26 protein-coding genes are annotated in these 25,413 nt (G+C 61.1%); 12 read left to right on the top strand and 14 right to left on the bottom strand.

Annotated features, from left to right (window positions below):
- Positions 1-55: 55 nt before the first annotated feature.
- The 3 genes from QM609_RS01475 to QM609_RS01465 are packed head-to-tail and all read left to right on the top strand — an operon-like array spanning position 56 to position 2,903.
- The gene (locus QM609_RS01475; RefSeq protein ID WP_228232299.1) at positions 56-688 is read left to right on the top strand and encodes a TetR/AcrR family transcriptional regulator; all 633 of its coding nucleotides are present in this window, start codon (positions 56-58) and stop codon (positions 686-688) included.
- Positions 685-1,539: an alpha/beta fold hydrolase gene (locus tag QM609_RS01470; RefSeq protein ID WP_050654972.1), complete on the top strand. Its 855-nt coding sequence runs from the start codon at positions 685-687 to the stop codon at positions 1,537-1,539. The genes QM609_RS01475 and QM609_RS01470 overlap by 4 nt, the downstream gene beginning before the upstream one ends.
- Before the next feature lie 59 nt (positions 1,540-1,598).
- Positions 1,599-2,903, top strand: coding sequence for an HNH endonuclease signature motif containing protein (locus QM609_RS01465; RefSeq protein WP_050654971.1), 1,305 nt, complete (start codon positions 1,599-1,601; stop codon positions 2,901-2,903).
- Positions 2,904-2,984: 81 nt separating this feature from the next.
- Here QM609_RS01465 and QM609_RS01460 read toward each other — a convergent pair whose 3' ends face one another.
- From QM609_RS01460 to QM609_RS01445, 4 genes are all read right to left on the bottom strand, one after another.
- Entirely contained in the window at positions 2,985-3,683 is a 699-nt protein-coding gene (locus QM609_RS01460; protein ID WP_283336927.1) for a type 1 glutamine amidotransferase domain-containing protein, read from the bottom strand.
- 138 nt (positions 3,684-3,821) lie between these two features.
- On the bottom strand, positions 3,822-5,255 hold the full coding sequence (locus QM609_RS01455) for a lipase family protein (protein ID WP_102999526.1): 1,434 nt from the start codon (positions 5,253-5,255) through the stop codon (positions 3,822-3,824).
- 145 nt (positions 5,256-5,400) lie between these two features.
- A complete protein-coding gene (locus tag QM609_RS01450) occupies positions 5,401-6,093 on the bottom strand; it encodes a TetR/AcrR family transcriptional regulator (RefSeq protein ID WP_080712795.1) in 693 nt (230 codons plus the stop codon).
- 58 nt (positions 6,094-6,151) lie between these two features.
- Positions 6,152-6,322, bottom strand: coding sequence for a hypothetical protein (locus tag QM609_RS01445; protein WP_167398225.1), 171 nt, complete (start codon positions 6,320-6,322; stop codon positions 6,152-6,154).
- 154 nt (positions 6,323-6,476) lie between these two features.
- Between QM609_RS01445 and QM609_RS01440 the strand changes: the two genes are divergently transcribed.
- Positions 6,477-6,890, top strand: coding sequence for a hypothetical protein (locus QM609_RS01440; protein ID WP_042448201.1), 414 nt, complete (start codon positions 6,477-6,479; stop codon positions 6,888-6,890).
- Between the two features lie 15 nt (positions 6,891-6,905).
- Here the strand turns inward: QM609_RS01440 and QM609_RS01435 are convergent, their stop codons facing one another.
- From QM609_RS01435 to QM609_RS01425, 3 genes are all read right to left on the bottom strand, one after another.
- The gene (locus tag QM609_RS01435) at positions 6,906-8,180 is read right to left on the bottom strand and encodes an RNA polymerase sigma factor (RefSeq protein WP_042448200.1); all 1,275 of its coding nucleotides are present in this window, start codon (positions 8,178-8,180) and stop codon (positions 6,906-6,908) included.
- 3 nt (positions 8,181-8,183) lie between these two features.
- On the bottom strand, positions 8,184-8,612 hold the full coding sequence (locus QM609_RS01430; RefSeq protein WP_007735729.1) for a YciI family protein: 429 nt from the start codon (positions 8,610-8,612) through the stop codon (positions 8,184-8,186).
- A gap of 161 nt (positions 8,613-8,773) precedes the next feature.
- Positions 8,774-9,367, bottom strand: coding sequence for a hypothetical protein (locus QM609_RS01425; RefSeq protein ID WP_050654970.1), 594 nt, complete (start codon positions 9,365-9,367; stop codon positions 8,774-8,776).
- Positions 9,368-9,460: 93 nt separating this feature from the next.
- Between QM609_RS01425 and QM609_RS01420 the strand changes: the two genes are divergently transcribed.
- The gene (locus tag QM609_RS01420) at positions 9,461-10,432 is read left to right on the top strand and encodes an alpha/beta hydrolase (RefSeq protein ID WP_030537407.1); all 972 of its coding nucleotides are present in this window, start codon (positions 9,461-9,463) and stop codon (positions 10,430-10,432) included.
- 9 nt (positions 10,433-10,441) lie between these two features.
- A complete protein-coding gene (locus QM609_RS01415) occupies positions 10,442-11,521 on the top strand; it encodes a helix-turn-helix domain-containing protein (RefSeq protein WP_228232312.1) in 1,080 nt (359 codons plus the stop codon).
- 22 nt (positions 11,522-11,543) lie between these two features.
- Here the strand turns inward: QM609_RS01415 and QM609_RS01410 are convergent, their stop codons facing one another.
- A complete protein-coding gene (locus QM609_RS01410; RefSeq protein WP_050654969.1) occupies positions 11,544-12,443 on the bottom strand; it encodes a LysR family transcriptional regulator in 900 nt (299 codons plus the stop codon).
- A gap of 140 nt (positions 12,444-12,583) precedes the next feature.
- Between QM609_RS01410 and QM609_RS01405 the strand changes: the two genes are divergently transcribed.
- The 5 genes from QM609_RS01405 (at position 12,584) to QM609_RS01385 (ending at position 18,173) form a co-directional block, all read left to right on the top strand.
- On the top strand, positions 12,584-13,990 hold the full coding sequence (locus tag QM609_RS01405; protein WP_283336917.1) for an FAD-binding oxidoreductase: 1,407 nt from the start codon (positions 12,584-12,586) through the stop codon (positions 13,988-13,990).
- Between the two features lie 14 nt (positions 13,991-14,004).
- Positions 14,005-14,646, top strand: a complete 642-nt coding sequence (locus QM609_RS01400) for a histidine phosphatase family protein (protein WP_050654967.1) — start codon at positions 14,005-14,007, stop codon at positions 14,644-14,646.
- A complete protein-coding gene (locus tag QM609_RS01395; RefSeq protein ID WP_050654966.1) occupies positions 14,646-15,830 on the top strand; it encodes a winged helix DNA-binding domain-containing protein in 1,185 nt (394 codons plus the stop codon). The genes QM609_RS01400 and QM609_RS01395 overlap by 1 nt, the downstream gene beginning before the upstream one ends.
- Positions 15,831-15,963: 133 nt before the next feature.
- Positions 15,964-17,439, top strand: coding sequence for an aldehyde dehydrogenase family protein (locus QM609_RS01390; RefSeq protein WP_050654965.1), 1,476 nt, complete (start codon positions 15,964-15,966; stop codon positions 17,437-17,439).
- Complete coding sequence (locus QM609_RS01385) at positions 17,436-18,173, top strand: SDR family oxidoreductase (protein ID WP_050654964.1); 738 nt, start codon at positions 17,436-17,438, stop codon at positions 18,171-18,173. The genes QM609_RS01390 and QM609_RS01385 overlap by 4 nt, the downstream gene beginning before the upstream one ends.
- An 82-nt stretch (positions 18,174-18,255) precedes the next feature.
- On the opposite strand, the gene QM609_RS01380 is transcribed toward QM609_RS01385, so the two are convergent.
- A complete protein-coding gene (locus tag QM609_RS01380; protein WP_058038428.1) occupies positions 18,256-18,897 on the bottom strand; it encodes a TetR/AcrR family transcriptional regulator in 642 nt (213 codons plus the stop codon).
- A gap of 293 nt (positions 18,898-19,190) precedes the next feature.
- Here QM609_RS01380 and QM609_RS01375 point away from each other — a divergent pair, with 293 nt between their 5' ends.
- Complete coding sequence (locus QM609_RS01375; protein ID WP_283336912.1) at positions 19,191-20,540, top strand: lipase family protein; 1,350 nt, start codon at positions 19,191-19,193, stop codon at positions 20,538-20,540.
- Positions 20,541-20,557: 17 nt separating this feature from the next.
- Here the strand turns inward: QM609_RS01375 and QM609_RS01370 are convergent, their stop codons facing one another.
- The 5 genes from QM609_RS01370 to fepB are packed head-to-tail and all read right to left on the bottom strand — an operon-like array spanning position 20,558 to position 25,387.
- The gene (locus tag QM609_RS01370) at positions 20,558-21,400 is read right to left on the bottom strand and encodes a siderophore-interacting protein (RefSeq protein ID WP_042448187.1); all 843 of its coding nucleotides are present in this window, start codon (positions 21,398-21,400) and stop codon (positions 20,558-20,560) included.
- Between the two features lie 21 nt (positions 21,401-21,421).
- On the bottom strand, positions 21,422-22,246 hold the full coding sequence (locus QM609_RS01365) for an ABC transporter ATP-binding protein (protein ID WP_050654962.1): 825 nt from the start codon (positions 22,244-22,246) through the stop codon (positions 21,422-21,424).
- Between the two features lie 24 nt (positions 22,247-22,270).
- Complete coding sequence (locus QM609_RS01360) at positions 22,271-23,326, bottom strand: FecCD family ABC transporter permease (RefSeq protein ID WP_081377510.1); 1,056 nt, start codon at positions 23,324-23,326, stop codon at positions 22,271-22,273.
- Positions 23,323-24,357 carry a FecCD family ABC transporter permease gene (locus tag QM609_RS01355; protein ID WP_228232314.1) on the bottom strand — a complete coding sequence of 345 codons (1,035 nt, stop codon included), beginning with the start codon at positions 24,355-24,357 and terminating at the stop codon, positions 23,323-23,325. The genes QM609_RS01360 and QM609_RS01355 overlap by 4 nt, the downstream gene beginning before the upstream one ends.
- A 16-nt stretch (positions 24,358-24,373) precedes the next feature.
- The gene (gene fepB, locus QM609_RS01350; protein ID WP_050654960.1) at positions 24,374-25,387 is read right to left on the bottom strand and encodes a Fe2+-enterobactin ABC transporter substrate-binding protein; all 1,014 of its coding nucleotides are present in this window, start codon (positions 25,385-25,387) and stop codon (positions 24,374-24,376) included.
- Between the last annotated feature and the right edge of the window lie 26 nt (positions 25,388-25,413).

Genomic DNA, 25,413 nt, shown 5'->3' with positions numbered 1-25,413 from the left:
TTGGAGGTCGATGGACACTTGTAATTTCGATACGCGTATCGCTATTGTTGTCAGCATGGTATCCGAATCCACCAGCTCTGCAAGGGCTGGTCGACCAAAAGCATTGAGTCACAGACAGATTCTTGATGCCGCGGCAGAGATCGCCGATACGGACGGCCTGGATGCGGTGTCATTTCGAGTGCTCGCCGAACGACTCGGCATATCGCCGATGTCCGTCCACCGCACAACCGGCGGTATCGACGCCTTGAGGCGAGATCTGATCTCGACTCTCGTAGGCGAAGCCGTCTCGTCGATCGACTGGCCGACCGACTGGCGCGGGGTTGCCCGCACGTTCGCCTACGGCCTCCACGACCTCCTGATGCGCCATCCCCTGGTCCTGGAAGCCCATCGGCAGGCATCACTGGAAGCACCCGGGGCCGACGATACCGCCCACCGAGTCGTGAGCGCCCTTTCCTTGGCCGGCCTCGAGGACGAGCAGGCCACGTACGCATACGGCGCGCTGCATGATTTCGTCACCGGACACGTCGCAATTCAATTGGGACGCGGCGCTTTCGACACCGCACCTGCCGATCGACGCGAGGCATCGGTGTTCGCACTTCATCACGATCCCACCCGAAGGTTCGAGTTCGGAGTCGACCTCATCCTGGACGGTATGGCGTCGATCGCGCAGCAAGGAACCACATCATGACGAGCAGCGTGACCACAACCGAAATTCGCGACGCGTCGGGGCGTCGTATCGCATTCTGCGAGTACGGCGATCCGACTGGCCACCCGGTAGTCGTGGCCCACGGATCACCTGGCAGCCGATACGAAGGGCTCTCACTCCACAACGCGTCTTCGACGGCAGGCATACGGCTGATAGTCCCCGATCGACCCGGCTTCGGACGCACGGATCCCTACACGGACAAGGGATTTCATTCCTGGGACGACGACTTCGTCACCCTGGTCGATCACCTCGAGTTGGGCTCGGCCACACTGATGGGTTTCTCCGGAGGCGGCGGTTACGCGCTCGCAGTCGCTGCAGCCGTTCCCGAACGAGTCTCGAAACTGGTGCTGGCGTGCGCCATGATCCCCGGGGCACCGCGAAATACTTTGCGACGCAGAATAAAACTGGTATCTGCGTTGTACTTTGCCGCCACCTGGGCTCCCCGTGTGGCCGGCGCAATACTCGCAGGAACCGGAGTGTTCTCCAAGCTACGCAGCGACTCAGTCTCGATCTGGCCGGCCGCCGATCAGGCAGTCATGACCGACGAGGTACATCGCCCCGCTCTCCAGTTGGATTCATCCGAAGGGATCGCACAGGGTGGATCCGCAGGGGTTGTCGACTTGGCTCGGTATCGCCTCGAGGTGCCTGGACTCTTCCAATCGATCTCGGTACCAACGGTTTTCCTACACGGAACCGACGACGGAAACGTACCCATCGAAGTAGCCCGCTGGGCACACTCGTTGATTCCCGACTCTCGCTTCGAAGAGATCAACGGAGGCGGCCATCTGTTCGTCGTCGCGGACCCCACTCCACTCCTTCGCGCCCTCGCCTAATTCCCTATTGACTCGAACGCGTGTTCGAGTATGATTTGGGGAGGGGATCGGGGGATTCAATGAGTGTCTTGTTGTCGGATGTGGTGTCTGGTTCTGCGGTGGGGTTACGCGGACGGTTGTGGCAGTTGTCTGCTGCTGAGTTGCGCGCTGCTGCGGTGTCGGCGAGCGCGGAGATTCTTCGTCTCGAGGCTGTGCGGGTGGCAGTGGTCGACGAACTCTCGATGCGCCCGGATGATCAGGTGATTGCCAGCCGCGGTGTGGGGTCCTGGTTGGCGGCTAACACGATGCTGCAGGTTCGGGACGGGAAGAAGATCGCCGCATTGGGTGCAGCTTTGCGGCCGTTTCCGGCGGTGGCTGCTCGGTTCGATGGCGGGGATTGCTCCTTCGAGCACGCCGTGTTGATCGTGGCGTTCTGTGAATCACCACCGAAAGGCATGCCGGAGGAGGCGCTACCGAAGTGCATCGATTTGTTGCTCGCTGCTGCGTCGGGTGTGGAGGCGACGACGACGAAAGTGCGGAACGTGATCGCGACCTTGGAGCGGTTGTTCGAATCGGATGAGATTCCGCCCGCCGAAGATGTCGATCTCAATGAGTTGCGGATCGCGTCGACGCTCAATGGTCGGGTGGTGATGCGCGGTGATTTCGATGCCCTCACCGGGGAAATGCTGTTGTCTGCGTTGTCGAATCTGACGATGCCGACCCCGGCACCGGACGGGACTCCCGATGCTCGGTCGGCGGCGAAACGGACCGCGGACGGGTTCACCGAACTGATCCGGCGTTATCTCGATTGCGCCAAGACTGGTACCGATGGTGGTCAGCGTCCGCATGTGAATGTGCACATCAATGCTCGGGATCTGGCGGAGCATCGGGACTGCGCCGCAACACCCTCCATGGCTGATGGTGAAGAGTCTCTGTCGGATCTTGATGTCGGGCACATGCCCTGGCTCGGGCCACTGTCCGTGTCGCAAACCAGACTCCTCGGGTGTGATTGTTTCCTCTCCACCGTGCTGCTCGACGATCACGGCACGCCCTTGGATGCGAAACCCGGAAAACGATTGGTCACCCCCGAACAGCGAGTGGCGTTGATCGCCCGAGACAGAGGCTGCGCGTTCCCGGGCTGCACATGTGTACCGGCCTGGACGGATGCGCACCATATCCGGCACTGGGCCAACGGCGGCCCGACGGTGATGAACAACCTGGTCCTGCTGTGCCGTTCGCACCACCGGTTGATGCACCGGAAATCAGGGTTCGTCGGGAAGTGGGCGATTCGGATCGGTGTCGACAACAAACCGTGGTTCATCCCGCCACCCTCGATCGACCCCGGACAGCAACCCAGGCCGGCGAACACCACCTTCAAAACCTGAGAGGTCAAACCTCTTTGGCGACAACAGAACACGGACCAGCGCCGCATCGAGGAGACCTCGATGCGGCGCCAAAAAACATGCTCAGCCCAAGTCGGCGACAATCCGCTCGGCGAGAGGCCGTGACGACGCCGGATTCTGACCGGTGTAGAGCTTGCGGTCCACCACGACATAAGGCGACCACGCCTCAGCCTTCGAGAATTTGCCGCCCAATTCGCGTAGGCGAGTTTCGAGCAGCCACGGAGCCTTGTCCGCCAGACCAGCCTGCGTCTCCTCTTCGTTGGTGAACGCGGTCAGCTGATAGCCGTCGAACAGCCAGCTTCCATCGGGTCTCTGGGCCGGCAGGAGTGCCGCCGGCGCGTGACAGACCGCCGAGACCACCTTGTCCGCGTCCAAGAAGTTCACGAGAAGCTCACCGAAGGATGCCGACTCCGCAAGATCCTCCATCGGTCCATGTCCACCCGGTACAAAGACCACGTCGTAATCGGCAGCATCGGCGTTCTCCAAAATCTCCGGCGAATCGAGCACCGGCTGCAGATCGGCGATGTACTTGCGCATACGGTCGGCGCCTTCTTGCCCGCCGTTCACCTCGGGCGCCAGACTTCCCTCGTCCACAACGGGAGCTTTACCGCCAGGCGTCGCGATCACGATCTCGTAGCCGGCGTCGACGAAAACGCGATGCGCCTCGACCAGTTCTTCCGCCCAGTACCCGGTCGGGTGGGGTGTTCCGTCCTTCAGCGTCCAGTGATCTGCAGAAGTGACCGCAAACAACAGCTTTGTCATCGCGCAACCTTTCGTCGGTAAAGGAACCCATTGGTGACAAGACACCATCTTCAAGGCCCGATCAATGAAATAACGTCCAGTCAGTGCAACACGCTGCCCTTGTGAGAATTCCTCACCACCGCAGAATCACGTCACCCGTCAGGTCCCGATCGGCTTGCCGAACAGTCCTGCGACGAGTTCACCGACCGCATCCACCCAGACTGGCCAGGTCCTCTGATCAAGCGCCATGGATCCAGCGTCGAAGGTGCTGCATCCCTGCTGAGCAGGCACACCAGCGAACCGATCACGAAGCCACAGTAGAGCACTCGGCAATGCGACGACTTCCATGCTGACGTGCTCACTGAAGTGGTCTCTGGTGTAAACGACACTCGCAGAAGGATCTTGGCAATAGGTATCGACAAGTTTGTTCACCGGGCCAACAGGCACCAACCAGTCGGGATTCGACTGATAAATGTACATCGGCACGTCAGGAACCGACTTACCCATGGCAGCTCGGGAGAGCGCAGCTCTCACCGTGGGGTGTTGGACGGGATCTCCCGGGACATCGAGGAAGCCCTTGATGTTGAGGAAGGGCACTGCAGCTGACGTCCAGAGCATGCACAGGTTGTCCTTGGCAGCGAAAAGCGCTCGGCCGGCAGGGTTTATGTGCTGATCGATGAAGCCTGCAAGTTCAGGATCTTCTCGGCTCACTCCGATTACACCGGCAGCGACGATCCCGGCCCCTAGAGCGTTGTTGGCATTGTCGAGCAAAGCGCCGAGATCCGCGGCAACACCACCTTCGGCGACTCCGACGATATTCAGTTCCGGCGCGTACGCCTGCCGTATTTCAGCTGCGTGACCAGTAGGAATCGATCCACCCGAGTAGCCGAGCAGCCCTACGCGAGTTGACCGCCCTTGTAGCTCCATGGGTTCGAAGTTCTCAGCAGCACGGATACCGTCGAGCGTGATCCGGGCCGCGACGGGGCCGGAGGCGAAGGAAGAATTGGGTCCCTGATGATCGGGCACCGACAATGCCCAACCCTGCGCCAGTGCCGCCTGCACTTCGAGGAATTGAGCCCCACCGGTCGCAGCGCCCGTCACCAGCCACGGCAACGCGCCTTGCTGCATGACATACGAAGGTGCGCAGTAGTTTCCGAGTGAATCCTCTGCCATCTGAAAGGACAGCAGCGGGCGCGGGCCTCCATCGCGAGTGTCGCCACGCGGCTTGATCACTGTGGTGACAGCAGGAATCGCCTCGCCCGCAGCATTATTGGATCGATACGAGATCTGCCACGCATCCACGTTGGTCGGAATCAGGTTGAGAGTACCGAGATTCACCGCACGAGCGGCGATGATCTCACCCGGTTCCCTGGATTCGACGACCTCGACAGGCGGTTCATAGAAGGCCTGGTCCAGTTCAGGCAAAGGCGGTGCGACCGCAGGCGGCAGGGCAGGCTGGACCTGAATTTGGGCGGGAACACCTTCGTCCGGTGCCGCTGAGGCAGGTGCCGAAAGTCCGATCTGCCCGATTACTGCAATCACGGCAATTGCGAGGCCCCCGCGTTTTCGGTCAGTTGTCCAGCGTCGTCCCATACCAATTCCTCCCCGGAAAAGCACAGATTGCCTTGTGTTGCCGCAGTTCTCATCACGAGCACACAAGTTAGATGCGAGTGTCTAACACATTGAGGACGAGAGTAGAGCGTTGTGGGCCGGATTACAATCCCCTGGTGTTCGTGACCTATTCGTCGGTGCGAAGGGGCGCGTCGTCGATCAACGCATTCAAGAGCACCGTCATCAGATCGACCAGTACCGACACGGGAGGACGAGGCTCCGCAGTGCTCCACTGGTGCACCAGCGCGGTAAGCGCGCCGATGAAAGCGGTGGACGCCCACCGGTAACCACCCGGCGGTTCGTAATCTTCGCCCACGATCCCTTTGATGATCGACTCGAAAAATGTTGCCCAGACCGAACGTTGGTCCACACGATGCTTTTCCACCCGGGGACTGACACCTACGACGTCGATGAAGGCAACGTGTGCGCGTCGTGGGTCACTTCCGACCGACTCGACGAAGGCGGCCATGGCCGTCGCTGCCTTGTCACGGAGATTGACCGAAGGCTCTGCATCGAGTGCGTCGACCATTGCAATTCTGGCGTCGAGTTGAATCTGGTCATACAGCGCGAGGAGTAGATCCTCGCGACTACCGAACTCGTCGTAGAACTGCCTTCTGGCCAGACTCGCGGACGCGCAGATATCCGCCACCGAACTTCCGGCATACCCCTGGTCTGCAAACACACTGAGAGCAGCATTCAAAAAGAGGGAACGGCGTTCGGCCTTCCGAGCCGCGACCGACCTTCCGCCGTAGTTTCTGTCTGTTTCAGCGATTGCCACGTCTGCCAGAGTATGCGGCATCGCGCCGCACACAAAACGCATCTGACCTGCTGCGAAGTTCCTTCACCACCACTACCGGCGCATCGGCACTGCAGCACGATCAGGCCAATACGAAGGCCACGGCAAAAAGTGTCCAGGCGGCAGCGAGAACCGTTGACGCCGCAGTAACTGCCCCGGTCACGGCAGGTCGAGTGCTGCGTTTGCGCGCGGCGATGATCCCGACCGTCATCAAAGTCAACGCCACCAGGAACGACAAAACCACGATTTTCACCAGCAACCCCTTCGACGACGGTCAACAGAACCGGAGACCATTTAGATAGTACACAAATAGATCGTGCATTAATTAAACTCAAAGTCCGTCAGGGGACTCTTGACAGAATTCAACAGCGCCTGTCAGGCTAGTCCTGACGAAAGGAGAACTTCTCATGGAAGACCTGATCGAACGCGCCCTGACTGCGAAGATCGAGACCGCCGCGATCACCACGGTCAACGCCGCGATCACCGAGGCCGGCACTCAGGCAGACAAGATTGTCGGAACAGATCCTTTACCTGGCAGCCCTGGGTGGGAGGCAGAACAGGACACCGACATCCCGGCGCAGCGTCAGATGGCGTGGCAGTTGGCCTGTTTCCGGATTCAGCTCGCCGCAGGTATCGATTCGACGGCAAGCGTCATGAGCCTGCGTAGATTCGGCGCAACATGGTCAACCATCGGCCGCGCTGCCGGAATGACCCGTCAGTCCGCGCATGAACGGTGGGGTCGACGTGTATCGGACATGCTCGATCCCTACGGAGTCGGGATGCCGCCCATGGTGCCCAATGATGATCCGACTCAGCCCTGACTAACAATCGCGTGACTACCGATCCGGCAGCAGCGCATCGGCTTTCGCGACCAGCACAGCGCGCTCACGCTCGTTCCCGGCCAGCCGAGCCGCTTCGAGGAGTTCGGTTCTAGCCTCCTCGGATCGGCCGAGCTGACTGAGCAGCTCCCCCCGAACGCTGGGAAGCAGGTGGTAGTCGGCCAGTTCACCTGAAGCGACAAGCTTGTCGACGAATTCGAGCGCAGGGCCAGGACCGTATGCCATGGATACCGCCGCCGCATGATTGAGGTCGACCACGGGCGATGGCGCCAGTTGCGCCAGAGCCTCGTAGAGGATGACTATTTTCTTCCAATCGGTGTCTTCGAAAGTTGCTGCTCGCGCATGACATTCGGCAATCGCCGCCTGCAGGCCGTACGGGCCTCGTCCACGCCCGACGGCGTCAGCTCGTTCCAGCGCGGCAAGCCCACGCGAGATCTGTAGGCGATCCCACCTCGTCCGATCCTGGTCAGCCAGCAGGATGGGCTCACCGGTCGAGGTTGTCCGAGCGCCGAATCTCGAGGCTGTCAGCTCCATCAAAGCGACAAGGCCGTGTACCTCGGACTCCCTGGGGACCAATTCGGCGAGTATTCGCGCGAGCCGCAGAGCCTCAGCACTGAGCTCCGCCCGCATCCACTCTTCCCCGGAACTGGCTGCATAGCCTTCGTTGAACACCAGGTACAGCACTCCGAGGACGGCGCTCAATCTGCTCGAAAACTCTTCTCGCCCTGGAACTTCGAAAACCGCTTTCGAGGCGGTCAGCGCCTTCTTCGCGCGGACTATCCGCTGCTGCACCGTCGCCGTCGGCGTGAGGAACGCTTTCGCAATCTCTTCCGTGGTCAAACCACCCACCACTCGAAGCGTCAACGCCACCTGCGCTTTTCGATTCAACACGGGATGGCAGGCGATGAACATCAGGCGAAGGACATCGTCGTCGATGCGGTCCGGATCCCAGCTGACGTCGTCGAAATGTGAAGCGTCGTTCTCGAGTTCACGCGCAAAGTGGGCGTAGCGCTCGTCCAACCTCTCACGTCGTCGCCACCCGTCGATTGCTCGTCGTGTCGCCACAGATGTCAGCCAGGCAGCGGGGTTTCTCGGAACCCCCGTCGCGGGCCACTGCTCGACGGCTTCGAGCAGAGCCTGCGCGGCCAGATCCTCGGCGAGATCAAGATCTCCGACGGTGCGAGTCAACGTGGCGACAATCTTCGCGGATTCGATACGCCAGACCGCGTCGACAGCCTTTCTCGTTTCTTCTCGCACCGCCTCGTCGGTCATGGTTCAGCCTGCGACCGGACGATCGGTACCGAGCTCTTCACGCCAGCCGGCCTCTTTCTGGATGTACTCGTTGTCCTGATCGAAGTCCGACATCTCGCTCACGCGGCGTACCTCGAGCTTGCTTCCCGGCCCGAGCGGGCAGCGCTTCGCCCATTCCAAGGCTTCGTCTTTGGTCGACGTCTGAATGATCCAGAATCCCGAGAACAACTCCTTCGTCTCCCCGTACGGGCCGTCGGAGACCAGCGGAGGATCGGACTCGAAATCGACGATGAATCCCTCCTCCATCGCCAGTCCCTCACCGGCCAGCAAGACACCTGCCTTGATCAGGGACTCGTTGTACTGCCCCATCGCGGCGATGATCTCGTCGAAGTCCATGTCTTTGGATGCTTCGATGGCCTCATCGGTGGAACGCATGATCAGCATGTACTTCATGAGAATCTCCTTCGTTCGTGGACCGCTCTGTTCGATCCCTCTGCTTACACGTCGAACGGCGCACTCACCGATCGACAAACTTCCGCAACAATTTTTCCGAGTACATAACCGCCGGTCGCGATACGCTGCCCACGGTATCGGCGGACGGGCCGTCGGGCCGGTCAGAAGTCGAGAAATCCCGGCACAACTTCACGAACGAGCCCGGTCGCGTCAGTGCTCCCGTAGAAATACACCGACCCGTAACCGAATAGGTACTCCTCTACGAAATCGGGGTAGGACTCGGCAACCACCGGCCACCCCTCTTCGTTGATCTGGAACAGGAAGCTGTGTCCATCCGCCTCAACGGCATCGGCGTAGGACGGTTCGTTCTGAATGAGCACCGGTTGCGGAGCTATCAACACCAACGGCATCACCTCGTCGTCCGAGGGAATCCTGATCAACGCCGCACTGCCAAGGCCCGCATGGCTGCCCGCCGATTCCGCACTTCGTGACGACGAGGGGTGCAGGACTGCCCTAACCCCGATGTCCGGGTATTCGAGGTCGTCGTCGCCGATGGAGAAACCTCGACGGATGAAGACCGAAAGCTCTCGCGCGCCGAGCCACGGCGCCGTGTGTGCCTCGAGCGTCAGAAGGTACTCGTGCGAATGCAGAATCGCCTGACCAGCGAAAACCTGCGGAGGTCGTCCACCAATCCGTGCCCCACTTTTCGAATCGCTCGAACCCACCCCGAGATGTACCCTGTCCACCGGCGTCATCCTAGGGAGATCCGACGGGTGTCGGAGGGAGACTCTCCGATTTCCTACAATCCGCTGGTGACGTAGGCCACAATCAGGCTCGATGATGGGTGCATGACAACATTCCCGACTCTCGACCCCGAACTCGCCGCGGCACTCACCATGCTCCCGAAGGTGGACTTCGCTGACCTCCCCAACGCACGGGCCACCTACGACGCTCTGGTCGGCACCATGTTGGCCGACCTGTCATTCGACGGAGTCACGCTTCGTGAACTGTCGGCACCCGGCCTGGACGGCGATCCGGAGGTCACGATTCGTTTCTTCACCCCGGACAACACTGCCGGCCCTGTCCCCGTTCTGCTCTGGATCCATGGCGGCGGATTCGCAATCGGCACCGCAGAATCCAGCGATCCATTTTGCGTCGAGGTGGCGCGGGAACTCGGATTCGCCGTTGCGAACGTGGAGTACCGCCTCGCCCCCGAAACCCCCTTCCCCGGCCCCGTCGACGACTGCTACGCCGCACTCCTCTACATCCACGCCCATGCCGAGGAGCTGGGGGTCGATCCACGCCGCATCGCAGTGGGAGGGCAGAGCGCAGGCGGTGGACTGGCCGCAGGCACTGTCCTCAAAGCCCGTGACGAGGGCGTTGTGCCCGTGGCCTTCCAATTCCTCGAAATCCCTGAACTCGACGACCGCCTGGCGACGGTCTCGATGACGAACTTCGTCGACACCCCCTTGTGGCACCGCCCTAACGCCATCCTGTCGTGGAAGTACTATCTCGGCGGGTCGTATTCCGGTCCCGAAGATCCTGACGTGTCCATTTACGCTGCGCCGTCCCGGGCTACCGACCTCACCGGTCTGCCGCCGACCTACCTGTCCACCATGGAACTCGACCCGCTCCGCGACGAAGGAATCGAATACGCCCTTCGGCTGCTGCAAGCGGGAGTCAGCGTCGAATTGCATTCCTTCCCCGGAACCTTTCACGGGTCGGCACTGGTCGCGACCGCCGCGGTCAGCGAAAGAGGTGCCGCCGAAGCCCTCACTGCGCTCAGGAGAGGGTTGCGTTCGCTCTCGCCGGTCTCGTAGCGTTGCGAGATGCAAGGACTGATGTACCGGCTTGCCGAGCTCGATGCAGACTCGGCAGGCCTGGTACGTGTCATCGATTACTTCGACGCCCTCGTGCGGCACGGCTCCGACACCGCGTCTTTGCTTCGTGCGAGCGCGCAGTTGGCGGACTGCGTCGTGGGTATCGAGATCGTCGAGCGCGGCAGAAGCAAGAAGAATTTGCGCCGTTGCGATCCGCGCGGCCGCTGGTCACCCGATCCTCAGCTCCCACCGAGCATGACCAGAAACATTGCCGTAGACGACGAGGTTCTCGGAACGGTATGGATCGAACGACCCGGGGCCAGCTTGCCACTCGACGAAATGCTCGTCGACCGGATGGCCCTGACCGCAGCGATAATTCTGCAACCGCGACGCCTGCCTACCGAAGCCGAGCACACTCGAAATCTGTTGTTCCCGATGGATGAACTCGCGGTGCTCACCTCCTGCGCCGGTCTCGGTATCGCACCCCAAACCCCAGTCCGTGTAATGGCAACCAAGGCAGTCTCAGACACGGCCGACGGCACTGCACACCTTGTCATTTCGCCAGATTGCACACCTGGCAAAGCCACTGGGATAGCAGCTGACGGCGAGCATCTGAATCTCGTGACGGGTTCGTTCGCACCCACACCCGAGCTGTCCGAGGCCGCGCTGTCGTCATACATTCGCGCCGGAATATCTTTGACTGCTCCCGCTTCCGAAGTGAGCACAATACTGAGCACTGCACGATTCGCTCGAGCACAGGCGTCGGCAACAACACCGATCGTGAACGCCGACGATCTCGGCGCCCTCAACCTCTTGGCGCCGGGACCACACATCGATCACTCGCGAATACCGGATCTGGTTCGTGCCGAAGAGATCGGCGATACCAAACAGGGGTTAGAACTACTCGAAACCTTGAGGTCATACCTGCAGTCCGGAACCTTGAGGGCCGCAGCAGATTCCATGCATCTTCACCACAGCAGCGTCGCGCACCGATTGGCGAAACTGTCCCAGCACGTCGGATTCCACGTCGATTCCATCGAGAACCGAGCACGCGCAACGGCCATGATGCTGGTCCTCGATGGCGGATAGGACCCACCGCGCATCACAGGTACTACGCAGTGGTTGACGATCTTTCGCGTTCAGCGAGCGCAACAAACGGCGCAAGCGCCGGATTCGGATTATCCGGCCGGTAGGTCACTGCCACGTCGAGAGTTGGTTGCTCACCGGCGATCTCACATAGATGGACACCCGGGATGCGGAGCATCCGCGCTCTGCCCTGGGGGATCGGCGCAATACCCACCCCGTCCGAGACGGCATGCAGCACCTGCTCGTCGTCGGCCTCGAATCGAACGATGCTGGGCGCCCCGTTTGGCCAAAGTTGTTCGAGCGTACGCAAATACATCCCCGGGGCGTTGACCTCCGGCCAGAACACAACGGGGACGTCCACCAGATCTCCGAGTTCGAGCGTCGCTCGATCTCCGAACGGATGATCCACGGGCACAGCGACCAGGATAGGTTCGGTGTCGAGGACGATCAGGGGAAGTTCTCGATCGTCTTCATCGAGCGGCGGGCGAACAACCGCGATGTCGACGGCTCCGGTTCGGACGAGGTCGACAGTCTGTGCCGAAGTGCCACGATGAACGACAACTTCGACGCCCGGGTAGAGCCTTCGATAGGTGCTGACCAGATCCGCGACTGCGCCGCCCGCCCACGAACGGGTGTACGCGATGCGCAGTTCTCCGTCCACACCGCGCGCGGCCAACCGAATTCGTTCGACCGCCCGGTCCGCACACCCGATCAAAAAGCGCGCCTCTCGTACCGCCACCTTGCCGGCTTCCGTGAAGGTGAACTGCGGACCCCGACGATCCACCAGCGGAACTCCGAGTTCGCGCTCGAGAACCTTGATCTGCTGACTGAGGGCCGATTGCGCGACGTGGACGTTCGCAGCGGCTCGAGTGAAGCTCCCATGATCCGACAGAGCGATCAGATAACGGGCACGCTGCAGGTTCATACGGCGATTATAAGAAAAACAGATGGTGGTGTCACTACTTGGTCTTGGACACGGCATCACCTGAGGTCGGAGGATCGAGTTCACGTTGATCCACCGTCTGTCTCCCGAAAATTGTCACCCGAACGATCACAAGGTTGCACATGAACCCCCGAACACTCACTGAACCTGCAACAGACGCGAGGCTTCTCGACGCCCTCGCGGAGATCGTCGGCCACACGCATGTCCTTACCGATTCCGAACTGATCGAGGGCTACACACGTGACTGGACGGGACGTTGGATCGGCGACGCGATCGCGGTCATCCGCCCCGGCAACACTTCCGAAGTGTCTGCGGTTCTTCGAGCATGCTTCGACGCGGGGGTTCCCGTCACACCGCAAGGCGGCAACACCGGACTGGTCGGTGGTGGGATCGCCTCGGCTGGGTCCGTGGTGCTGAGTACCAGACGTCTGGAGACGATCGAAGCCGTCGACCCCATCGGTCGGACAATCGCAGCCGGCGCCGGCGTGACCGTTGCTCGCGCCGACCTGGCCGCATCGGCACACGGTCTCCGCTTCGGAATCGATTTGGCATCAAAGGAATCCGCAACACTCGGCGGCATCGTCGCAACCAACGCCGGTGGGACGCGCATGGTCCGATACGGAAATACACGCGCACAGATACTCGGTATCGAAGCCGTGCTCGCGGACGGTTCGGTACTGAGTAGATGGACTCCACTCGTCAAAGACAATGTCGGATACGACATTCCAGGACTTCTCGCCGGCAGCGAGGGAACGCTCGCAGTCATCACCAAGGTCCTGATGAAGCTGGTCACCCCGGCGACCGACACCCAGGTCGTGCTCGCGGGTGTGCGCGACGTCGATCAAGCGCTTCATTTGTGTAATCGCGTGCGTCAGAGCGGATTGACCGTCGAAGCCGCCGAAATCATGACTGACGACGGCATCTCCCTCGTCTGCGCACACACCGATGCCCGTCGCCCGTTCGGCACCCCTTCACCGATGTACACACTCATCGAGGTGTCATCACCGCGCGAAACGGAAGAGTCGCTCCTCGAAGTACTCTCCGACTCTGCCGACCTCATCGAGGACGCGACGGTCGAGCCTGGGCCGGCTCGAAAACTGTGGACTCTGCGGGAAAGCCATACCGAAAGCATCAGCGCGTCGTCGACGACGCCGGTAGTCAAGCTCGACATCTCCGTCCCCTTGTCCGTGATGGGAATGTTCATCGACAACCTCCGAGAAAGCCTGGCACAACGATTCCCCCTCGTGCGGCCAATCCTGTTCGGGCACTTCGCCGACGGAAACATTCATGTGAACCTTCTGGATGCCGAGCCGAGGGTCGCACACGAACTGACCGATATGGTGTTCCGACTCGTCGCCGCCTACCATGGAAGCATCAGCGCCGAGCACGGGATAGGCCGCGCGAAGTCGCCGTGGGTATCGCTGGGGCGCACTGAAACCGACATCGCCGCAATGCAGTTGATCAAATCGTCCTGGGATCCCCGTGGAATCCTCAATCCTGGAATACTGTTGCCGGAAAAAGTCGGGTAAGCAAAAGGGGTCTCATGCAGGATCTTTACGTCGTCACTCATCCTCATGCCGAACACACAGCGCAGGACGTAGTCGGCGGTTGGCACAATTCGGTTCTCACCCCCGCTGGTCGGCGCGATGCAGGTTTGATCGCCGAAGCACTGAAACGACGACGCACCGGAACTTCGCGCGCGGTCCGCATCACCTCGTCCGACCTCGAACGGTGCACCGAGACATCCACGATCATCGCCCGGACACTCGATGCTCCGGCGACAACGGATTCACGATTGCGCGAAATCAGCTTCGGCGAAGCCGAAGGACGCCCGAACTCGTGGCTGGCCCAGCGGCAGGTCCCGGCCCCTGACAACAACCGCCTCGATCACCGTGGCCCCGTTGCCGGTGCCGAGACCCGCCGCGACATCGCATCAAGGGTTCACGAGTGCATGTGCGAACTGATGGACGATCTCGATCACGATCACATCGTCGTAACCCACGGCTTTGCACACACATTCGTCGTCTCCGCCTGGCTACAGATTCCCGTCGAAGCCGCAGGATTTGCGACCTTCGCGACCACCCCGGGTGCAATCACACATCTCCGACACGACGACTACTGGCGCAACCGAACCCTCGTGCAACTAGCTGATACGACGCACCTGGACTGTGGCACGATGGCCTGATGCGCCATGTCTCCGACGACGAACGCCGTGCTCGCATAGGAGTACGTCATGCGCTGGAGCCAATGTTTCACGTCGATTCGCCGGAAGCTGCCACGCGGGCGATGACGGTACTGCACGCCACCGAGTCAGCGACGGTCTATCTGTCTTGCTGGGCGAGGGTTCGGTCCGTGGACGCCGCCGACGTCGACCGCGCCCTGTACGACCAACGCAGTCTCGTGAAGCAATTGGCAATGCGCCGCACACTCTTCACCTTTCCCCGCGACTTGCTGCCGGCCGCGTGGTCGAGTGCGTCCGCCCGCGTCGCGAACACCGAGCGGGCACGAATGGCCAAGGATGTCGTCAAGGCCGGACTCGCCGTCGACGGCAACGACTGGCTCGATCGCGCACGGACGGAAGTGCTGAAGTTGCTCACCGATAGGCCTGAAGGGCTTTCAGCGGTAGAGATTCGTCAGGCCGTGCCGATGATAGACGTCAAGGTCGAGGGTTCGGCAGGTGAAATCTGGTCGGCACCCAGGGTTCTCACGCATCTCGGGGCGACCGCAGACATCATGCGCGGCACCAACACCGCCCGCTTCCCCGTCTCACGCCCACTGTGGACTCTCACTCGACACTGGCTCGACGACGCCCCCGTCGATCTCGAATCTGCAGACGGCTATCGAGAAATAGTCCGCCGTTGGCTCTACACCTTCGGACCGGGCACGGAAGACGACATCGTCTGGTGGCTGGGCTCGACGAAGACGGTCGTCCGGGCCGCCCTCGCCGAACTCGACGCCGTTGCAGTCTCACTCGACGGAGGCGACACCGGCTGGTTGCTACCCGATGACGTCGCCACGGTGCCTGATCCAGGTCCTTGGGTGGCACTCCTACCGGTGCTCGACCCGACGATCATGGGGTGGAAGAACCGTGACTTCTACCTCGGCCCGCACCGCAACCAACTCTTCGACACCCGCGGTAATGCCGGCACCACCGCTTGGGTCGACGGTCGCGTCGTAGGGTGCTGGATCCAAGACGAAACCGGTGTGGTGCACGTCCGATTGCTCGAGACCGTGTCAGCGTCTGCGCGACGTTCTCTCGATGCCGAGGCGGCGCGCCTCACCGAGTGGCTGGGCGGCGTCAGAATCGGCACGGGGTACGTCTCACGGGCTACGAAGCAGGCGGCTGAAATTGCTGGAGCCACGCCTTGACTATGTGACCAGAACACTGTTCTAGCTGGTCTTTCTGCTAACGCCATCCATACGCGGCAAGGCAACCATCGACAAGTGTACGAAACGTACAGTACACTTCGAACTTCACCGATTGACCGATCTAGGAGGATCCATGGAAGGTCAAGCAGTTCGTGAATACGGTGCGTACATCGATGGAGCGTTCCGAGCCATCGGCACATCCACCTTCGAGGCGCGTGACGCCGCTTCCGGCGCTCTACTCGCCACACTGTCCCGATGCGGGGCAGAAGAAATCAATGATGCGGTCGAAGCCGCCAGGCGGGCATTTCCTGCATGGGCGAACCTGACCACTGAAGAACGATCCGCAAAAATCTTGCAGTTTGCCGCCCTCGTGGAGGATCGAACCGAAGAGCTTGCCCAACTCGAGTGCAGGGATACCGGGCGGCATATCAGGGAGATGCGAGAGGACTATCGAGCCGCCGTCTCACACCTGCGATACTTTGCGTCAATCTCGTTGGCCCACCATGGCTTCGGCCGCCAGTTGGCATCGGGATACCTGGTCGCGAAGCGAGTGCCATTGGGCGTATGTGGACAGATCATTCCCTGGAATGATCCCGTGGTGATGACGGCATTCAAGATCGCGCCGGCTCTCGCAGCCGGAAACACCGTCGTACTCAAACCTGATGAAAATGCCTGTGTTTCAGTCATGGAGCTGGCCAGGATCGCCGCCGACGTGTTTCCCGCAGGCGTTTTCAATGTTGTCCCTGGTCTTGGCGAGGAAGCCGGCGCAGCCTTGATAGACCATCCGAAGGTCAGCAAACTCGCTTTCACCGGAAGCACCGAAGTCGGCCGACTCGTGGCACACGCCGCAGCATCCCGGCTGATCTCGACCACTCTCGAACTCGGCGGCAAGAGTCCCAGCATCGTGTTTCCTGATATCGAGGACATCGATGCAGTGGTCGCCGATGCCACCGCGGGTGTCCTCATGTGCAACGGCCAATCCTGCCTGGCCGGAACACGTCTCTTCATCCACGAGGATATCTATGACGCCTTCGTGGAAAAACTCGTCGCAGGATTCCGATCATTGCGAGTCGGGCCGCCACTCGAGGAGGACACCGAACTGAGTGGATTAATCCACAAGGAACATGCCGATCGTGTGATCTCGATGATCAATTCCGGAATCGAAGAAGGCGCACAAGTACTTACCGGCGGCAACCGAACAGTAGTGCCGGGATTCGAAGCCGGAAACTTCGTCGAACCGACAATTCTGGAGGTCACGAACTCGATGCGAATTGCGCAGGACGAAATCTTCGGGCCTGTTTTGTGCGTCCTCAAGTGGAACAATTACGAGCAAGTGATCACAGAAGCCAACGACACTCCATACGGACTCGCTGCTGGGATCTATACCTCAAACCTGAAGAACGCCATGGATACCGCGGACCATCTCGATGCGGGCTGCGTCTGGATCAATCAGTACTTCAATCTGGGAGGCGGCGTCCCCTTCGGCGGATTCAAGGAAAGCGGTCTCGGGCGAGAGTTCTGCCTCGAGACGCTCAACGAATACACCCAACTCAAATCCATCACTGTCGCCACGTCGACGCCCACGACAAACCAAGGAAACACACATTGAATATCTCGGGAAATACCATCTTCATTGCCGGCGGAACCTCCGGTATCGGACTCGCACTTGCAGTGGGCCTGCAGAACGAGGGGAACAAAGTAATCATCGGTGGGCGGCGATCCGCTCTGCTGCAAGAGATCTCGGACAAGTACTCGGGCATCGGCACGGTCGTCATCGATGTGGACGACCCGAAATCCATTCGAACGGCGTATGAATCCGTAACGGAGGACTTTCCCGATCTGAACGTCCTTGTGACGATGTCGGGAATCATGTACCCGGAGGACCTGAAGAACCCGGACTTCCTCGACGTCGCCGAACGAACGATCACGACGAACCTACTCGGGACTATTCGACTGGTCGGCCAGTTCATTCCGCATCTGTTGACGAAGCCGACCGCCACCATCGCCACTGTGTCATCCGCCGTCGGCTTCGTCCCACTTCCCATCACGCCCACGTACAACGCCACGAAAGCTGCCGTTCATCTCTTCACCGAGAGCATGCGCGTTCAACTCGCCGATACTTCGATCCAGTGCATCGAACTCATCCCACCGGGCGTCCGCACCACACTGATGAACCAGGAGAACTCTGAATCGGCTCTACCCCTTGATGATTACATCGAAGAAACCATTGCTCTACTGAAAGCTGACGACAACGCCACAGAGATTGTGGTCGAAGCGGCCAAGCCACTTCGTCATGCCGAGATCAACGGTGAGTACCAGAACGTGCTGAAAATGCTCAGCTGACAGTGCCGAGTTGACACACATCGCGCAACGCTGGAGAGGGCAGTACCCTCTCCAGCACAAAGGATTTCAGCGAATATTCCCTTTAGACACCGTTCCGGAGTCCACGAACCGCATGATCGATGATCGAGCGCACCGTGTTGTCGTCGATACTCGCGTGCCCCACCAACATCCGGTAGATCAAGGGACCGAAGAAGAGATCGATCGCTTCCTCGATCTCGATGTCGTCGCGGAAGTATCCGGACTCAACACATCGTCGAATCAGTTCGGCGAAGCCGCGACGACGTTCGTCGAGGAAGAAGGTACGGAAGTATGCAGCCGTCGTCGGGTCGTTGGCACACGCGCCGACAAGTTCGGCAAAGATCGACCCGAGTGGACCTCGGTAGAACCTTCCGATGTCCTCGAGGTAATCGTTCAAATCGTCTTGCGCACTGTCGGTCTCCGGAAACGTCAAGTGCCGGGCCATGAGCACACCGAACGCTTCAGCGGCGATCGCCTGCCGCGACGGCCAGTGCCGATACAGCGTGACTTTGCTGACGCCCGATTGCTCGGAGATCGCATCGATGGTCGCCGCCTTCATTCCCCCGGATTTCAGAAGCGCTTCCGCTGACCGAAGGGCCTTCTCGTGGGCCGCCTCGCTACGTGCACCGCTCGGAGGAGTGAGCAGTCCAGCCTGGGCGCCGGCCGAGTCTCGAAACACGCCGTCATCGGGAGCGCGCTTACCCATGTCCACTCCTTCGTCCTTCAAGACCGTGCAGCACAGAACATTTCCCGGAATCGGACGACCCGGAACAGCCCAAGGCAGCAGTTCGTCGCGACAGCTACTAGTCGTATCGTACACATGGCATCCTGAGCAGAATTAGCAAGGCCACTTCAAAGATCTCAATCATATTGTGTCCATGCATGATTCAAACAACCAGCGCAAGCCTCTCGTTTATTACTCAAAAGTAAGATAGCGTGTGGTCGTCATCACACCAGCCCGTCAAGTACCGAGAGACATACGAAACCGAAGGGTCGATCGTGGCATCAAAGATTCTCTTTCAGGGAGCGGTGGCGCTGACAGCCATTGCACTCACAGGCATCACAGCACCTACTGTCGCCGCGCAACCGTCGGCGGATTCCTTCTATCAGTACGACGGTTCGGCACCGCTGTCGTCGTATCAGCCTGGGGCCGTGCTCAAAACGAGAACCTTGCCCTATCACGTCGTCAACATTCCTACCCCGTTGCAAGCCGTACAGGTGTTGTACCGGTCGACCGACGCTCTCGGCCGGCCGTCTGCGAATGTCACATCGATTCTTCGACCACCCAATGCCCAGCCGGACAAAGTTGTCTCGTTCCAGTCTGCCTACGATTCGCTGAACCCGGAAGACGGACCGTCACGAGCAATCGCGGGGGACACCCCGATCGGCAGCCTTACCGTCAGCGGGCGCAATGTCGCCTTCGGCGGGACTCTCGCTTCCGGCGAAGCCGTCATGTTCGGTCCTCTACTGGCGCTGGGCTACACGGTCGTCATTCCCGACACCGAGGGCCCGAACGCGGACTTCGCGGCAGGACCCGAATACGGAATGATGACTCTCGACTCCCTCCGTGCCGCTCGCAACACATCCGAGACAGGTATTTCCGACTCAGCCGAGATCGGTCTGATGGGATACTCGGGCGGAGCAATCGCCACCAACTGGGCGTCCATCCTCGCGCCGGACTACGCCCCGGACATCAACGAGGACCTGATCGGCGCCGCCCAGGGTGGTCTGTTGGTCAACCCGGCAAACAACCTCCGGTACGCAAACCGAAGCATCGGTTGGGCAGGCGTTGTCGGGATGGCGGTCGTCGGACTTGCCCGTGCCTACGACATAGATTTCGACCCGTATCTCGGCGATCGCGGACGCGAACTCCTACCTCGGATCGAGGATGCCTCGATCGGGAACGTCATCCTGCAGTACCCGGGGGTGACCTGGCAGGACCTTGCCAAACCAGAGTATGCGAACCCCAACTCGGTGCCCGAGTACGTCGACGTGGCCAACAAGATCAACATGGGCAACGCGCCGATACCCACCATCCCGATGTTCATCGCTCAAGCCGCAAACGGAGCCCTCGAGGGCACCCAGCCAGGTGGACCGGGCGTCGGCCCTGGCGACGGAGTCATGGTTGCCGGGGACGTCCGCTCACTCGCCACTCGCTATTGCGACGCAGGTTTGTCCATCCAGTACGACCAGTACGACACCATCAGTCACGTTCCGGGTGGCGCGCTGTGGCTCCCCGGCGCCATCACCTGGCTCAACGACCGTTTCAACGGAAGTCAGTTGCCGAACAACTGCTCGAACATCGCACCGGGCAATTCCCTGGCGCCGGAAGAACACGCGGTGGGCTGACGAATCCAACAGTCGCATCAGATACCGATTGCCAGATCGTCGATGTCTGCGAGCGTGCCGCCGTTTTCGAGGATGCTCGTGTAGTTCCGAAGTCGGTTCTGATCTATCTCGGTAGTGCTGACCCCTCGCTTCCAGTACCCGAAGACAACTACATCGTCCTTCGCCAGGCCGACTGTCTTGCGGAAATGCGCTCGAATGGCTCGCATCTCGTCCCGTTCCCCGGCACCCCACACCGCGTAGTCTCCTGGGTTTTCGAGTTCGACGGCGTACTCGGCGAGGCCATCTTCGACATGGTGCAGCTCGAGGCCGGGGATCACGGGTAGTTCCGCGAAAGCCTCGGCGTCACCGGTGGCGACCCAGCCGACGCCGGTCAGTCCCTCGGGCCACTGAAGCAGAATCGAATAGAGGGCAGGTATCGCGGTATCGTCGGCGAACAGTGCGACGCGGCGCCCGGCGATCTCGGGAACGAGGAAGTGCGGGCGAGGACCGGTGAGTGAGAACGTGTCACCCACACGCAGGTCGGCGGCCCACCTCATCATCGGGCTGGTGTGGCCGTGCAGCACTACGTCGAAGGTCATCGAACTGCTCGGCGCGTTGCAGGTGCGCACCGTGTAGACGCGAGAGACGTCGCCGTACTGCGGACCGAGCTGGATGCGAAATGCGACGTTGGGCCGCAACCAATTCGGGTCGTCCGCCGACGAAGTCAACTGGACGGCGATGCGCAAGATGCTCTCGGTCGGCCGTTCGACGCGTTCGACGACGGCAACCACGTCGTTGAGACCGCGGTCGTGGTCTTCTCCGCGTGGCGCCTTTGCCGACGCAGACGTTTCAGTTTCTTCAGGTCGAGATGCGGTAGTCATTGATATCTCCTGATCGGTGGTTCAGTTGTGGACGGGTAGCTGACTGACAGGTCTTCGATCACGCGGAACAACAAGTGGCCGCCCGGTTTCCGGGTCTTCGAGAACCAGCGCCTCGAGGTCGAAGACTTCGCGCAGTAACTCAGGGGTGAAGACGTCCGAGGCACTGCCCTGCATGACAATTTTTCCGGACCGCATGGCAACTACGTGCGTGGCATATCTGGCCGCGAGGTTCAGGTCGTGCAGGACCGCGACCAATGTTCGACCGGACTGGTGGAGTTGGGAACAGAGGTCGAGAACCTCGATCTGGTGGGCGATGTCGAGAAAGGTGGTCGGTTCGTCGAGCAACAACACCGGGGTGCGCTGCGCAAGCGTCATGGCGATCCATACCCGCTGACGTTGTCCCCCACTCAGCTCGTCCACCAATTGGTCTGCTGCATATCGTATTCCGACTTCATTCAGGGCCTCGGAGACAACATGCTCGTCTTCGGGTGACCACTGGCGCAGCATGCTCTGATACGGATATCGGCCGCGGGATACGAGGTCTGCGACACTGATCGCTCCAGGCGAGAGCGGGGACTGTGGCAACAGGGCGATTCGCCGGGCGACTTCTTTGGTTCGATAGGACCGAATATCGTTACCGTCGAGCACAACACGACCCGATCGAGGTGTGAGCATTCTGCCGAGCGCACGCAACAATGTCGACTTGCCACACCCGTTCGGTCCGACGACGACGGTGAACCCTCCATCGGGGATCTCGAGACTCAACTCGTCCACGATGGTTCGATCGGCGTACCGTAGTTCGATCTTCTCGGCGCGCAGCCGCGATGTTGGGGTGGCAGTAGTCATGAATCTCTTTCGTAGCGAGTTTTTTCAGGCCTGACGAGCGAGCAGCCAGATCAGATAGGCACCACCGAGCAGACTGGTGACGAGACCGACCGGAGTGCGGAGACCGACCTCGACCGCTTGCGCGATCAAGTCGGCGCCTGCCAGCAGAACTGCGCCGAGCAGGAAGGAAGTCGCGACAAGAACACCGCTGCGCCGTGCCAACCGTCGTGCGATCTGGGGAGCGGCGAGCGCCACAAATGCGATGGGGCCGGTGGCCGCGGTCGCCGCGCCGGTGAGCGCGACCGCAAGCAGAATGCCGGCAAATCGGTATCGCTCCACGGAGATCCCGAGCGAGGACGCTGCGTCGTCGCCCATCTCCATCATGGTGACGCGCCGGGACACCACGACGAGAGCAGGAACGAGAACACCGACGGCGATCGCAACACTGACCGCGTGTGGCCAACCGCGCCCGGTCAGCGAGCCGGCCGTCCACTGCTGCACAACGGTGGCGTCGTCGATATCCGCACGCACCACCAGGAACGACATCACGGCGCTCAGCATCGCGCCCACGCCGATACCGACCAGGACAAGTCGAAGACCGCCGCTGACGCCGTCTTTGCGTGCCAGCGCGTACACCAGAAGCGCCGTCAGCATGCCGCCGAGAACAGCGGCGCCCGCGGTCTGCAGTACCCCGCCTCCGAAGAAGACGATCTGAACCACGGCTGCAGTCGCAGCGCCGGTGGTGAAACCGATGATGTCCGGCGATCCGAGAACATTGCGCGAAAGCGTCTGGAAAACCGCGCCGGCCACACCGAGGCTTCCGCCCACACCGATCGCCGTGATCAGCCGCGGCAGCCTGCGATTCTGGACGGACCGAACCGCCGCTGGGGCGCCTTCGCCGTGCAGGGCACGCCATACTTCGCCCAAGGACAGATCCAGGGTTCCATACATCAGCGTGGCAAACGAGAGCGCCGCCAATGCCGCACTGATTGTCACGGCTACGAACAGCACTCGCGGAACTATCCGCCACGAGTACGGCCCGATTCGAACCACGCAACCGCGGAACAGCGGTGGAACCGGCTGCGCTGCAATCGCGTTCACAGCGACGCCACCCGACGCGAGCGAACGAGCGCAACAAACAAGGGTCCACCGAGCACCGCCACGGCGATCCCCGTCTGCAGATCTCCCGGCGCGGTGGCAACGCGACCGAGAACGTCGGCCAAGAGCAGAAATGCCGGGGCGACAACGAGCACGCACGGCAGAAGAAATCGCAGATCCGGTCCGACGACGCTGCGCACGATGTGCGGCGCAGCCAGGCCCACGAATCCGAGCGGTCCAGCCGCCGCAGTGGCGGCCCCTGCCAGCAGGATGACTGCGACAGCGGATCCGACCCGTGCGGGTCCGGTGCTGGCACCGAGCCCTTTGGCGACATCCTCGCCGAGCGCGATTGCGTTGAGTGGACGAATCAGCAACAACGACAACACGATACCGACGATGACGAAGGGCAGAACAGTGACGATCACGTCTCCGCCGCGGCCTTGCAACGAACCCACTGCCCAAAATCGGAACTGATTGAATGCGGCCTCGTTACTGATGAGAACCATGCTGGTGAGAGCCGTGATCGCCGTCGCAACAGCGGCACCGGCAAGCGCCATGCGCGCTGGGGTCGCGGCGCTGCGATGCGCCGACCCCAACATGTACACACCTACCGAGGCAACGGCCGCGCCGACAAGCGCGAACCACAGATAGCCGCCGACCGAAGTCACCCCCAGATAGGCAATCGCAATCACGACTGCTGCTGATGCTCCGGCGTTCACACCGAGTAGTCCCGGATCGGCCAGAGGGTTGCGGGTGATCGACTGCATCAGCGCGCCGGCCGGTCCGAGCGCGGCCCCGACCACAAGCCCGAGAATTGTTCGAGGCAAACGTGATTCGATCACAATCAGGTGCTCGTTGTTACCGGCGTCGTAGGAAAGAACTGCATCGAGGACAGTGGAGACGGGGATGTTGCGTGAGCCGATGACGAGTCCGCCGACGGATGCCAGCACGATTACAACGATGGAGACGAGGACCAACAACCCCGCACGCGCGGCCGTCCCGGACCGCAGTGGCGCTTCGGTCCGGGACTGCACAGAAACACCCGCGCGGTCATCCACCGAACGTGGACACCAGCGACTCGACCGTCTGCTTTGCACTGAAGTAGTCGAGACGGAAGGCTGCCGTTCCCATCGCGTATACCCGATCACCCTTGACCGCAGGTTGATTCGCAAGGAGCGGGTCGGCCGCGAGTTGCTTCTCCACGTCCTTGGGCCCCATCGAGACGGCAAACAGCGTCTGCGCCCCGTCTAGTGCGGCAGACATGTTTTCGGAGCTGACGATCGCGACGCCGGAGGCACCCCGCTTGTCCGGAGCGACAAACTGCTCGGCGGGCTCGGCATAGGTGAAGCCGAGCGAGGCCAGCAGATTGCCCTGCGGGCTGTCGGCTCGGAACGTCCAGACACCGTCGGCACCCATGTAGACCAGTGCCGTCACCGGCTGCTCGGGAAGTTTGATCTTCGCGGCTTGGGTGGTGACCCAGCTGTCGTATTCGTCGACGGTTTTGGCGGCCTCGCTCTCGAGTCCGGTGACAGTCCCGAGCTGATCAGCGAGCTCCTCCCAGGAGCTGGCGCCGTAGTCGAGAAGAACAGTGGGTGCGATGTCGCTCAGCTGTGAATAGGCATCGAGTGTCGAGTCGCCGCCGTTAGCGGAGCCGATGATCAGATCGGGCTCGAAGGTCTCGATCGCGTCGAGGTCCAGCTCGAGATTTCGGTAGAGCACCGCGACGCCACGATCAGCCGCCACGCCCGACCACTGGGAGAAAAACCCCTGGTCATCGGTCATTCCCGACGGCGTTGTCGCCGCACTCGCGACCACCGGCGCTCCGATCGCAAGCAGCGTGCCGGTCAACGACGGCGAGGTGGACACGATCCGAGTCGGCTTTGCAGTGATCTCGGTACTGCGGCCGCCGTGATCGACGGTGCGCGGCCAGCCCTCGGTGACCCCGGAGGTTTCCTGGGTGCCCTCGGTTCCGGTGTCACTACCTGACGAATTCGAGCAGCCGGCAAGAGCGAGGGCGACGACCGCGGCGAGTACTGCCGCCGTCGGGCGTAGAGATCTGCGCATGAGTATGTGGCTTTCTGAAGATACGA

This window comes from Rhodococcus sp. IEGM 1302, from assembly GCF_030056935.1.
Lineage (GTDB): Bacteria > Actinomycetota > Actinomycetes > Mycobacteriales > Mycobacteriaceae > Rhodococcus_F > Rhodococcus_F qingshengii.
Note: the sequence above shows the minus strand (reverse complement) of the source record. Positions and strands in the feature narration are given on the sequence as shown.

Excerpts from the sequence above, each read along its gene's own strand:
- QM609_RS01475 (WP_228232299.1), top strand. The coding sequence starts at position 56 with ATGGTATCCGAATCCACCAGCTCTGCAAGGGCTGGTCGACCAAAAGCA.
- QM609_RS01470 (WP_050654972.1), top strand. The coding sequence starts at position 685 with ATGACGAGCAGCGTGACCACAACCGAAATTCGCGACGCGTCGGGGCGT.
- QM609_RS01465 (WP_050654971.1), top strand. The coding sequence starts at position 1,599 with ATGAGTGTCTTGTTGTCGGATGTGGTGTCTGGTTCTGCGGTGGGGTTA.
- QM609_RS01460 (WP_283336927.1), bottom strand. The coding sequence starts at position 3,683 with ATGACAAAGCTGTTGTTTGCGGTCACTTCTGCAGATCACTGGACGCTG.
- QM609_RS01455 (WP_102999526.1), bottom strand. The coding sequence starts at position 5,255 with ATGGGACGACGCTGGACAACTGACCGAAAACGCGGGGGCCTCGCAATT.
- QM609_RS01450 (WP_080712795.1), bottom strand. The coding sequence starts at position 6,093 with ATGCGTTTTGTGTGCGGCGCGATGCCGCATACTCTGGCAGACGTGGCA.
- QM609_RS01440 (WP_042448201.1), top strand. The coding sequence starts at position 6,477 with ATGGAAGACCTGATCGAACGCGCCCTGACTGCGAAGATCGAGACCGCC.
- QM609_RS01435 (WP_042448200.1), bottom strand. The coding sequence starts at position 8,180 with ATGACCGACGAGGCGGTGCGAGAAGAAACGAGAAAGGCTGTCGACGCG.
- QM609_RS01430 (WP_007735729.1), bottom strand. The coding sequence starts at position 8,612 with ATGAAGTACATGCTGATCATGCGTTCCACCGATGAGGCCATCGAAGCA.
- QM609_RS01425 (WP_050654970.1), bottom strand. The coding sequence starts at position 9,367 with ATGACGCCGGTGGACAGGGTACATCTCGGGGTGGGTTCGAGCGATTCG.
- QM609_RS01420 (WP_030537407.1), top strand. The coding sequence starts at position 9,461 with ATGACAACATTCCCGACTCTCGACCCCGAACTCGCCGCGGCACTCACC.
- QM609_RS01415 (WP_228232312.1), top strand. The coding sequence starts at position 10,442 with ATGCAAGGACTGATGTACCGGCTTGCCGAGCTCGATGCAGACTCGGCA.
- QM609_RS01410 (WP_050654969.1), bottom strand. The coding sequence starts at position 12,443 with ATGAACCTGCAGCGTGCCCGTTATCTGATCGCTCTGTCGGATCATGGG.
- QM609_RS01405 (WP_283336917.1), top strand. The coding sequence starts at position 12,584 with ATGAACCCCCGAACACTCACTGAACCTGCAACAGACGCGAGGCTTCTC.
- QM609_RS01400 (WP_050654967.1), top strand. The coding sequence starts at position 14,005 with ATGCAGGATCTTTACGTCGTCACTCATCCTCATGCCGAACACACAGCG.
- QM609_RS01395 (WP_050654966.1), top strand. The coding sequence starts at position 14,646 with ATGCGCCATGTCTCCGACGACGAACGCCGTGCTCGCATAGGAGTACGT.
- QM609_RS01390 (WP_050654965.1), top strand. The coding sequence starts at position 15,964 with ATGGAAGGTCAAGCAGTTCGTGAATACGGTGCGTACATCGATGGAGCG.
- QM609_RS01380 (WP_058038428.1), bottom strand. The coding sequence starts at position 18,897 with ATGGGTAAGCGCGCTCCCGATGACGGCGTGTTTCGAGACTCGGCCGGC.
- QM609_RS01370 (WP_042448187.1), bottom strand. The coding sequence starts at position 21,400 with ATGACTACCGCATCTCGACCTGAAGAAACTGAAACGTCTGCGTCGGCA.
- QM609_RS01365 (WP_050654962.1), bottom strand. The coding sequence starts at position 22,246 with ATGACTACTGCCACCCCAACATCGCGGCTGCGCGCCGAGAAGATCGAA.
- fepB (WP_050654960.1), bottom strand. The coding sequence starts at position 25,387 with ATGCGCAGATCTCTACGCCCGACGGCGGCAGTACTCGCCGCGGTCGTC.